Annotated in this window: 6 protein-coding genes; 1 reads left to right on the top strand and 5 read right to left on the bottom strand. The window is 63.3% G+C overall.

Annotated features, from left to right (window positions below; all coding sequences use genetic code 11):
* The first annotated feature begins 545 nt into the window (after positions 1-545).
* Positions 546-3,188: a hypothetical protein gene (locus DNK52_RS16050; RefSeq protein ID WP_162598789.1), complete on the top strand. Its 2,643-nt coding sequence runs from the start codon at positions 546-548 to the stop codon at positions 3,186-3,188.
* Between the two features lie 83 nt (positions 3,189-3,271).
* On the opposite strand, the gene DNK52_RS14080 is transcribed toward DNK52_RS16050, so the two are convergent.
* Genes DNK52_RS14080 through DNK52_RS14060 form a run of 5 tightly spaced genes read right to left on the bottom strand, consistent with a single transcriptional unit; the run spans position 3,272 to position 7,742 of the window.
* On the bottom strand, positions 3,272-6,316 hold the full coding sequence (locus DNK52_RS14080) for a LysM peptidoglycan-binding domain-containing protein (protein ID WP_110241674.1): 3,045 nt from the start codon (positions 6,314-6,316) through the stop codon (positions 3,272-3,274).
* Positions 6,313-6,732 (bottom strand): TadE/TadG family type IV pilus assembly protein, encoded by a 420-nt coding sequence (locus DNK52_RS14075; protein ID WP_110241673.1) that lies wholly within the window; start codon positions 6,730-6,732, stop codon positions 6,313-6,315. Before DNK52_RS14075 ends, DNK52_RS14080 begins: the two co-directional genes overlap by 4 nt.
* Positions 6,729-7,151 carry a TadE/TadG family type IV pilus assembly protein gene (locus DNK52_RS14070; RefSeq protein ID WP_110241672.1) on the bottom strand — a complete coding sequence of 141 codons (423 nt, stop codon included), beginning with the start codon at positions 7,149-7,151 and terminating at the stop codon, positions 6,729-6,731. The genes DNK52_RS14075 and DNK52_RS14070 overlap by 4 nt, the downstream gene beginning before the upstream one ends.
* A complete protein-coding gene (locus DNK52_RS14065; RefSeq protein WP_110241671.1) occupies positions 7,148-7,582 on the bottom strand; it encodes a TadE family protein in 435 nt (144 codons plus the stop codon). Before DNK52_RS14065 ends, DNK52_RS14070 begins: the two co-directional genes overlap by 4 nt.
* Positions 7,551-7,742 carry a hypothetical protein gene (locus tag DNK52_RS14060; protein WP_239455646.1) on the bottom strand — a complete coding sequence of 64 codons (192 nt, stop codon included), beginning with the start codon at positions 7,740-7,742 and terminating at the stop codon, positions 7,551-7,553. Before DNK52_RS14060 ends, DNK52_RS14065 begins: the two co-directional genes overlap by 32 nt.
* Between the last annotated feature and the right edge of the window lie 26 nt (positions 7,743-7,768).

The following is a 7,768-nucleotide window of genomic DNA, read 5'->3' as shown; positions in this document are numbered from 1 at the left end:
CTACCACCGGCGCCGTCGGCAAGACCGTCTCGGCCGGTTGACCCCCATCGAGTTCGAGACAATCATGACCACGCCAGCCACTCAGGCTGCGTGACTAATCACTGTCACCTGATCGTGCAGCAGTCCCGGGTGACCTCGCCGGGTACATCCGCTCGGACGCTCGTCGTCCCGGGCGCCAGCCTGCCTGGGCCCGAGCGCTGAGGACCTGGTCATCTCACCAGCCAGGCGTGCTTCCAAATCTGCGTAAACCACCCACTATGGGCGTCCCAACGTCCAGAAGGTACGACCCAAACACGACGACGACATTCATTCGTTGACCACGCTAGAATGCCCCAGCGGCCACGGATGTGCCACGTAGCCGGCCGAGTTGACAGCGCACCATCGCGCGTTCCGCTCAGCAGTGCCGTGGTCGGATCGAACTAACCGGCGGCTGCGGCATTGACGCACTAAGGTCGGAATCGACAGAGCAACCGTGACAGGTTCGGCGGGGGTACACAAGGTTGAATAGGTTCAGCACCACAGTGCAGCGACTGTATGTCTCGCTCATGACCCCATTCGGACTGACTCTAACTATCGTCCTCGAGACGGCAGCAGTCTTCGCGGCATGGTGGTTCGGCCCAGGCACGCACTCCGCCGATGCAGCAGTAGCAGGGGTTATCTGGCAAGTGCACGCGGCATTCGCGTCGATCGGATTTGCGGGCTTAGCGATCGCCTTTCAGGTCCTCGGGGAACCTCCCCTTTCTGCAGGGTCTGCTAGGCATGCGGTCGTCACCGATATGCGCTTCGGGTCGCTTCTCGTAAGCGGTGTTACGGCCAGTCTGGTTCTCGGCATCGTCGCGCTTTGGCTCGCCAGTCCCAGCACGATCCTGGTCTCGTTCGTGCCTGTATTGACGCTCTCGATGCTGATTGTGGGTGCTGCCTACGCTCGGTTAGCAGTCCTCTTCACCTCGACCCAGCGAGTAGAGCGACTGACGCTCACAGAACTGAAAGCACGTGTGAGTAAGGCTGCGACGAAGGCAGCAACGCAGGAGGTGAGTGATCTCGCGACCGAGCGTTTGATCGACAGTGAAAGAGGGCTAGTTAGCGGATCGTTACCTAGTGCATCGGGTCTCGGCGTACGGCGCGTGCGAAACCCTCACCATCGGGCAGCGGTCGTCCGCTTGAACGTCGGTCCAATGGTTCACGCCGCCGACTACCTGGCTTGGGCTGCGCACGAAGGCTCAAGCGAGAATGGGTCGGCAACCTATGATTACCGTCAGCGGATTAGCGTTCTAGCGCGACCGCGGCGACAGTATCGCCCAGGAGACGTCCTTTTTGAAATGCACGATTGGCCAGGAGTCGACGATGATGTCTGGAAAGCTATAACACGACAACTCCTAAGTGGTCTCACATTCACCGACGATCAATCGGGCGACGCGGCTGTCGTCTTCGCGGAAGATATGTCTGCCTTGCAGGACAGTGTTCTGGCCGCTGTTCAAGGTCATCAGATCGCTCGCGTTCGGCGCGGCTACGAGTACTACCACGAGACAATCCATGAGGCGCGCGCCGCGACCGGGAGTACACATCTTGGACTAAAAGATCCGCGGTGGTTTGAACGACAGATATCCGAGATAGACGTAGCGGCCGTGGAGTCTTCGGGCCGGATGGCATTTGTCGCTATCGCAGACGCTGAGCGCATGGCGTTCGATGCCGTGAAAACCGAAGACCTCACGTGGTTGCGTCTGGCACTTGACCGACTTGAGCGAATCTGGGCTCTTCTGCTAAAGGCAGAACGACCCGATGCTCTTCACGCTAGGGAAAACGTGCTCGTGAGCATGCAAAATCTCGCAGAGTTTGCGATTCCCTTCTCTTTTTCGGGCCCGGATCAGTCTGCCTTTGCGTCACGCCAACTCGTTTGGTGTTTTACCTCGATCGCTAAGAAAGCCATTGCCGTCAGCGATATTGCAACTGCCCATCGGGTCATCGGCTACATGGGTGGCTTATACGACACCAGTCCTCGCCTGAGGGCCGAGCAGCGCGGTGTTGAGGTGGCTGCCGGCCAAGCAGCAGTCCTGGCTTGGGTGCTGTTCTCGCGCGATAAGGATCCTCGCGATCCGCCCCTTGAACTTTCTCTGGACAGCTTCCCCCGCAGGCACTACCTGCCTGACATGGTTCTGGTGCTTCGAGCGTATGAGACGTACCGAGACGAAGCTCCTTGGCGTCACTGGGAGACGGAGAAAGCGCTGCCATTCCGTACCTACACCTTGGAGTTCGAACGCTACTTCCGTGAAGCGGTGCTCCTTCTCACCGCCGATGGCAAATTGCGCCTTAACGCGGCGAGTGTCGACCCTGACGACCGCTACCTGATCAAGGACATGCGCGCAACTGCCGAGGTCGCCCAAGTGCACTGGCCCGTGGACCGACCAGACGACGCCTCAATCGCCCGCGTCTCAGCGAAACTGGGTGAGCTGTTAGTGCGCATGAAACAGCAGTCAAACGACCTGCTGGCCACTACCCCGTTGTCGGTTCGTTACATTGCAGAGTTCCACGAATCAATTGTTGAGACTCTGATAAGTGCCCCCGGTTTGGCCTCGTTCCTGGAACTCCCATCCCTAACGGGGCCGCCAAGCGATCATGGACTCCTCGGTCACATTTTGCACGGGATTCCGAAGGACTACTTCGTCGAGAATGACGTCATTGCGTCACCCGCGAACCTTGGGCACGAAATTGGGGCAGCGGTTCTGCGAGGGCAGGACATCGGCGTTCTGCGTGTCCTAACTATGGGTCAAACGCCTTCGGAGGTGGCTGCGGATGAGCTGCGCGAGACCCTGGATCAGGTGGCGAGGACATTCATCGACCCTGTTATTGTCTACAACGGTCAACCCGAGGTCGAAGAGGATCTTTCCCTAGGCTTCAAGGAGGACGGAAAGGCGACTCTGGCCGGGTACGAGGCTTTCGCTCTATACGTCGGAGACAGTGCGTTCCCTGGCGACTTCCTCGTCATCGATCGTCAGACAGTGCCCGCGTTCGAATTCCTGCCCGAAGAGAACGCCTCGCTGACGAAACTTCCGGAAGCAGGACTCGCTGTCGGGATCCGAGAGGACGGACAGAACGCGGAGGGACATCCGATACTCACCATTGAGTACGGTCAGTTGGGGCAGTGGGAACTGCGGCCCGCCCAGGTTTTTCAGGTGACGATTCTTCGCTAGTTGACGCATCTAGTTCAGCCGTTGGGTGGGCGGGCGTGACATGCCCAGCGGGGATCAGGGGACTTCCATTGCGCTCTGGGGCCTCATCCAGTCCGACGGGGACGCGACCCGCGTGATGCCCAATTCTTCTCGCCGACAATCTGCTGAGTGCGTTGAGGTAGGTCGATCGGCGGTGGTTCGTCGTCGCGGCGGTTGAAGACCTTGTCGTTGAGGTGGTGTTTGGCTTTGGCGTCGTGGCCAGCAGCCTTCTCAGCTTGGACAACGTCGAGTTGGGCGATCTCGTCGTACGGCGCCGCGGCGTACGACACCTGCGCGGCCCACAAGGCCAGGTCGTCGTCGCCGGCAGCGAGTGCGTGCGCCGTGACGATGTGGCCGACGTCGACGATGGCGCTGGTCATGAGGTGGTCCCATCGGTCGCCTTCGAGGAGCCAGTTCCAGTGTTCCTTGCGGAGTTCGGTGAAGGGCTCTCCACTGACCAGCCCGAGCGCGGTCACGAGGTCTTCGATGCCGTCGGCCCCTCGGCTCTGGCCGCGCGTGCGAAGGCGGCGGAAGAGGTCGAGGTCGCAAAGAACTCCGTCGAGCTTGTAGAGGGCGGGGGAGTCGGGATCGTGGCTGGCCTCCGCGTGGGGGAGGTAGGACTTTCCGGTGCGCGGGTCGTTTCCGAGCCACCGACGGAGCTGGCTGATGTCGACTCGGACTCGTTCGGGGCGGATTGCGAAGGCCTCCGCGATGGACCGGCTGGAGACCCCGTCAGGGTGGAGGGCCAGGAACGCCAGGAGTTCGACGTAGAACGGTCGGCGACGGGCGGTCGCTTTGGTGTCGCCGGTTGTTCGGGCGCCGACCGGTCCCAGGAGGGTCAGTTTGGTGGCGACCAAACCGGGTGCCTCCCAGCGAGCGAGGTCTTCGTCCAGTGTCGGGTCCGAGGCCTCGACTGTCGCCTGGGCATCGGGTGCCACCTTCGGTGCGAGCGTCTCGATGTCCTCGACAGTTGTGGCGGCCGCTTCGGTGTAGGCATGAGCATCGAGTGGCAGCAGCGACTCGCTACCAGCCTGGCCCTCGGGTCGAGGCTCGATCAGGTGTGGTGCGAGGGCACCTGCGAGGTCTGAGACGGCGTCGTCGGTGTCACTAAGGGGAACCTGCATGACCTCATTGGTGAGGGTGAGGTCGAGAAGCAGCGCGCAGGCCCGGGCTTCCTCTTCGCTCAGTCTTGCCGCTGTCACGTCGATGCCGAGACCCTCGACCTGGAGGCGACCGTCTGCCGTGAGATAAACGTGCGTGCCGGAGACTCGGCCTCCGCCTACGAGGTCCACCAAAGCAGCCGAGGAACGCCCCGGGATCCCGTTGATCACTGCTGCGAGTTCGTCCAGATCAGAGAGCGGGCGGTTGGCTGTGGCGATGATCGCCACGTGGAAGTCGTCGGGGTCCGATGGCTCCGTGATCGGGGACAGGGTGTGGCCCAACTCGCCGATGAAGTCGGTGTCTCCTTCGGGGTGCGTGCGGACGCGTCCGAGGTTGAAGAGTGAGAGGTCGGCTCCCAGTCCGAGCAGGTCGACCGTCGTGACGATCGACCACGGGTTGACGGCCAGTTCCGCGGCGAGGTGACGTGCGAACGCAGCCTTCCTGTTCAGGTCTCCGGTGACGGTCACGGTGCGCAGTTCCTCGAGGTTGAGGAACACGAAGGCGCCGTCGGTGGCTTGTCCGATGCTGACCAGCAGTGGGTACGGAGGGAAGGAATCTTCGGGGCGCTTGGGAACGTCGTCCACGGCGATCCGCCACGCCGTGCCGGCACCGCTCCAGGGACGCGGTAGGTCGGTCGGTTTGGCGAGGGACACCGAGATCTCGTTGGTGCTCATGGTCACGGTGAGGATGCGAGGCAACGGCGGCATCAGGCTGCGGAGGGCAGCGTCGAGGGCTTCGATCCGAGGAGCGATGACCGACGCGGTGGCGTGAGTTGTCTTCTCGGCAGGCAACAGGTCGGTCGGCAGCGACGGGAAGACCCTTCCTGGGCGCCGGTGACGCAGTTGGGTACGTCGCTGTGCTCGCAGTACGAGCCACAGCGCTCCACCGAAAATCGACCCCGCGCCGGCGAGCCCTGGCAGTAGCCACCCCGGGATGACGGTGCCATCGGTGTCGTCGCTGTGCTCTGCGGTGGACTCATCGGCTGGCGCGGATGGGGCGACCGTGGCGGTGAGGTCCGGAGGCTCGGGGTCGGATGGCGGTTCGGGGTCGTCTGGCGTGTGTCGTTCCACGTCGTCGGGAATCGGAGGCGCGGTCGGTGAAGATTGCCGAGGGATCGTCAGTTTCCAACCGGGACGAAGGTGGTCAGGGTCGGTGAGTTGGGCCCCGTCGGCCTGGATCGTGTCGCGTGAGGCTTCGGCGATGGCGGGATAGTCGTCTGCCTCCCCGAGTTCTTCCTGGGCGATCTCCGACAGGGTGTCGCCGGGTTGCACGACGTACGCGTCCGAGGCTGGCGCCTCGACCTTCGGGACTTTGAGGACCGTGCCGGGGAGTAGGAAGTCGGGACGCCCGTTGAGGACGTCCCGATTCAGTTCGACCAGTTCGACATACCGCGCACCGTCTCCCAGACGTTCCTCGGCGATCCGCCAGAGGCTGTCGCCGCGCTTGACTGTGTAGAGCTCCTCGTTGGCTTGGGGCGCTCGGTCGGCCGATGCTGGCGGGACACGAGTGGCCACTGGGTCAGCCACGACGGCGGTGTCGGAGTCGGGCAACGGTGTCGCTGCCACGATCGCTGCGGCACTCGGCTCGGGAACCAACGCGACCGCGGACGGAGCTGCAATGAACAGCAGCGCGGCGACCGCGACGAGCCGGTCGGCCGCGAGTTGAGGCATAGCCAGGCCAAGAAGTCGAGGGGACCGCAGGCCTCGAAGCTGCGCAAAGACCGACATGATGAGCTGGCAGGTGAAGATCGCCCACGCAATCCAGCAGACAATCGAGAGCACCTCGAGCAGGAGCGTCCCGTCATCGGGTGCCGTCAGTCGTGACCACGAGAATGCCTCTAGATCCGGGATCGCGTCGATGGCCACGAGGGTGCTCGGTACCCCAACAAGGAAGGCGATCAGCGCGAGGCTGGCCACCAGCCCTCGCAGGCGGGAGTTGACGGTGGTCATCGCTGGTCGCCTCCGAGAGTGCGGACGAGTCGTGCCGTTGCCGTGCCCGTGACATCAAGACGGCCGATGCCGATCAGACCAAGGAACTTCGCGTCGTAGGAGTCTTGGACCGTGACCGTGATGGTCTGGCCGTCGCGGATGGCTACGGTCCCGTTGACGCCGGCGGCGTCGAGGTAGCGCTCGGCTGCTGTGCGGGCGGCTGCTGGACTGACGACCAGCTGACGTCCCCGAATGGCCGCGGATCCTTCGACCTCTTCGCCGCCCGCGCGGGCTGCTTGTGCGGCTAGATCGTGGGCACGTTCATGGGCATGAACTTGGCCTCCGAGGTCGACGGTCAGGCCGACCAGGAAGATCATCACGAAACTCGACAGCGCCAGCCACACTGAGATCGAGCCACGTTCGCCATCGCGTCTCATCGTTCCCTCCACGTATCGAGGGGGCTGGACATGGTCGCGCTCAGGACCCGTGAGCCTGGGACCCCTGGAACGGCCAGATCCGACAGGTCGAGACGGCACGAAATCGTGACTTCGACCGAGCCGGCTACCCCTGGTTGCTTGGCGAAGTCGGAGGTGTCCACGTCGACATCAACGTGGGAGCACCCGATCTCCTGATTGGCGATGCTCGACACGGCGGCTTCACGGGCCGCGGTCCGAGCGGTCTGGGCGTCCCGCGCGAGTGAGGCAGACCTGGCCCCCTCTGCAGCTGCGGATTGGAGTGCCTCGTGCGTGGTCGCCGTACGGCCGCCGAAGATGATCAAGCCAACGAAGAGAGCGAACGCCGGTACGCCGATCGCTGCCTCAATCGCCGCGGAGCCGCGTTCATCGCGTCGCTTCACCGGGACCCCTGGGGAATGGGAGCAGTGAGACGTTCGACTGGCACGCTCGCCGTTTGGGTGATGCGTACCCTCCAGCCCGGGATCACGCTCAGGCTGAAGCCGGTCACCGTCACCGTCGCTCGTGTTGCCGTACGGCTCGCACTGGTTGACGTACCCGTGAGGACGTCGGCACCGCCGGCTTCGTCAATGAAGTCGGTGGCTGCGTGGGCGCCATCGGTCTCGCGTCCATGCTCAGCCCCCACTGCACGAGCGCCCTGTTGTGCGGCGGCGATGGCGACAGTGCGCGCCTGGTAGTGGAGCGCCGCTTGCATGCCCAGGAACATGAGCGCGAAGAGTGCGGGCATGAGGATGACGAGTTCGATCGAGACCGAACCCTTGTCACCGCGCCCGTGGGCCCGGTTAATTGATCTTGCCGGCTTGTGCTTGCACATAGGTCGTGATGGCCGTGACGACGATGCCGACGATGGCGATCACCGCGACAGCCCAGAGAACGTGCTCGGTGGTCACCGAACCTCGTTCGCCCCGGCGGCCGGCGCGTAGATCGCCATGGTCGGTGAGCGCTATCTGAAGCAGGACCAAGACTCTCAACATGGGATTCCTCCTTGGGGTGACGTCGA

It is taken from the genome of Nocardioides gilvus (assembly GCF_003194605.1).
GTDB classification, from domain to species: domain Bacteria; phylum Actinomycetota; class Actinomycetes; order Propionibacteriales; family Nocardioidaceae; genus Nocardioides; species Nocardioides gilvus.
The sequence above is the reverse complement of the archived record's forward strand: the minus strand, read 5'-3'. Positions and strand labels throughout refer to the sequence as shown.

What these genes read in the sequence shown, in the direction of transcription:
- DNK52_RS14080 (WP_110241674.1), bottom strand. Translation starts at nt 6,316, where the DNA reads ATGACCACCGTCAACTCCCGCCTGCGAGGGCTGGTGGCCAGCCTCGCG.
- DNK52_RS14075 (WP_110241673.1), bottom strand. Translation starts at nt 6,732, where the DNA reads ATGAGACGCGATGGCGAACGTGGCTCGATCTCAGTGTGGCTGGCGCTG.
- DNK52_RS14065 (WP_110241671.1), bottom strand. Translation starts at nt 7,582, where the DNA reads ATGTGCAAGCACAAGCCGGCAAGATCAATTAACCGGGCCCACGGGCGC.
- DNK52_RS16050 (WP_162598789.1), top strand. Translation starts at nt 546, where the DNA reads ATGACCCCATTCGGACTGACTCTAACTATCGTCCTCGAGACGGCAGCA.
- DNK52_RS14060 (WP_239455646.1), bottom strand. Translation starts at nt 7,742, where the DNA reads ATGTTGAGAGTCTTGGTCCTGCTTCAGATAGCGCTCACCGACCATGGC.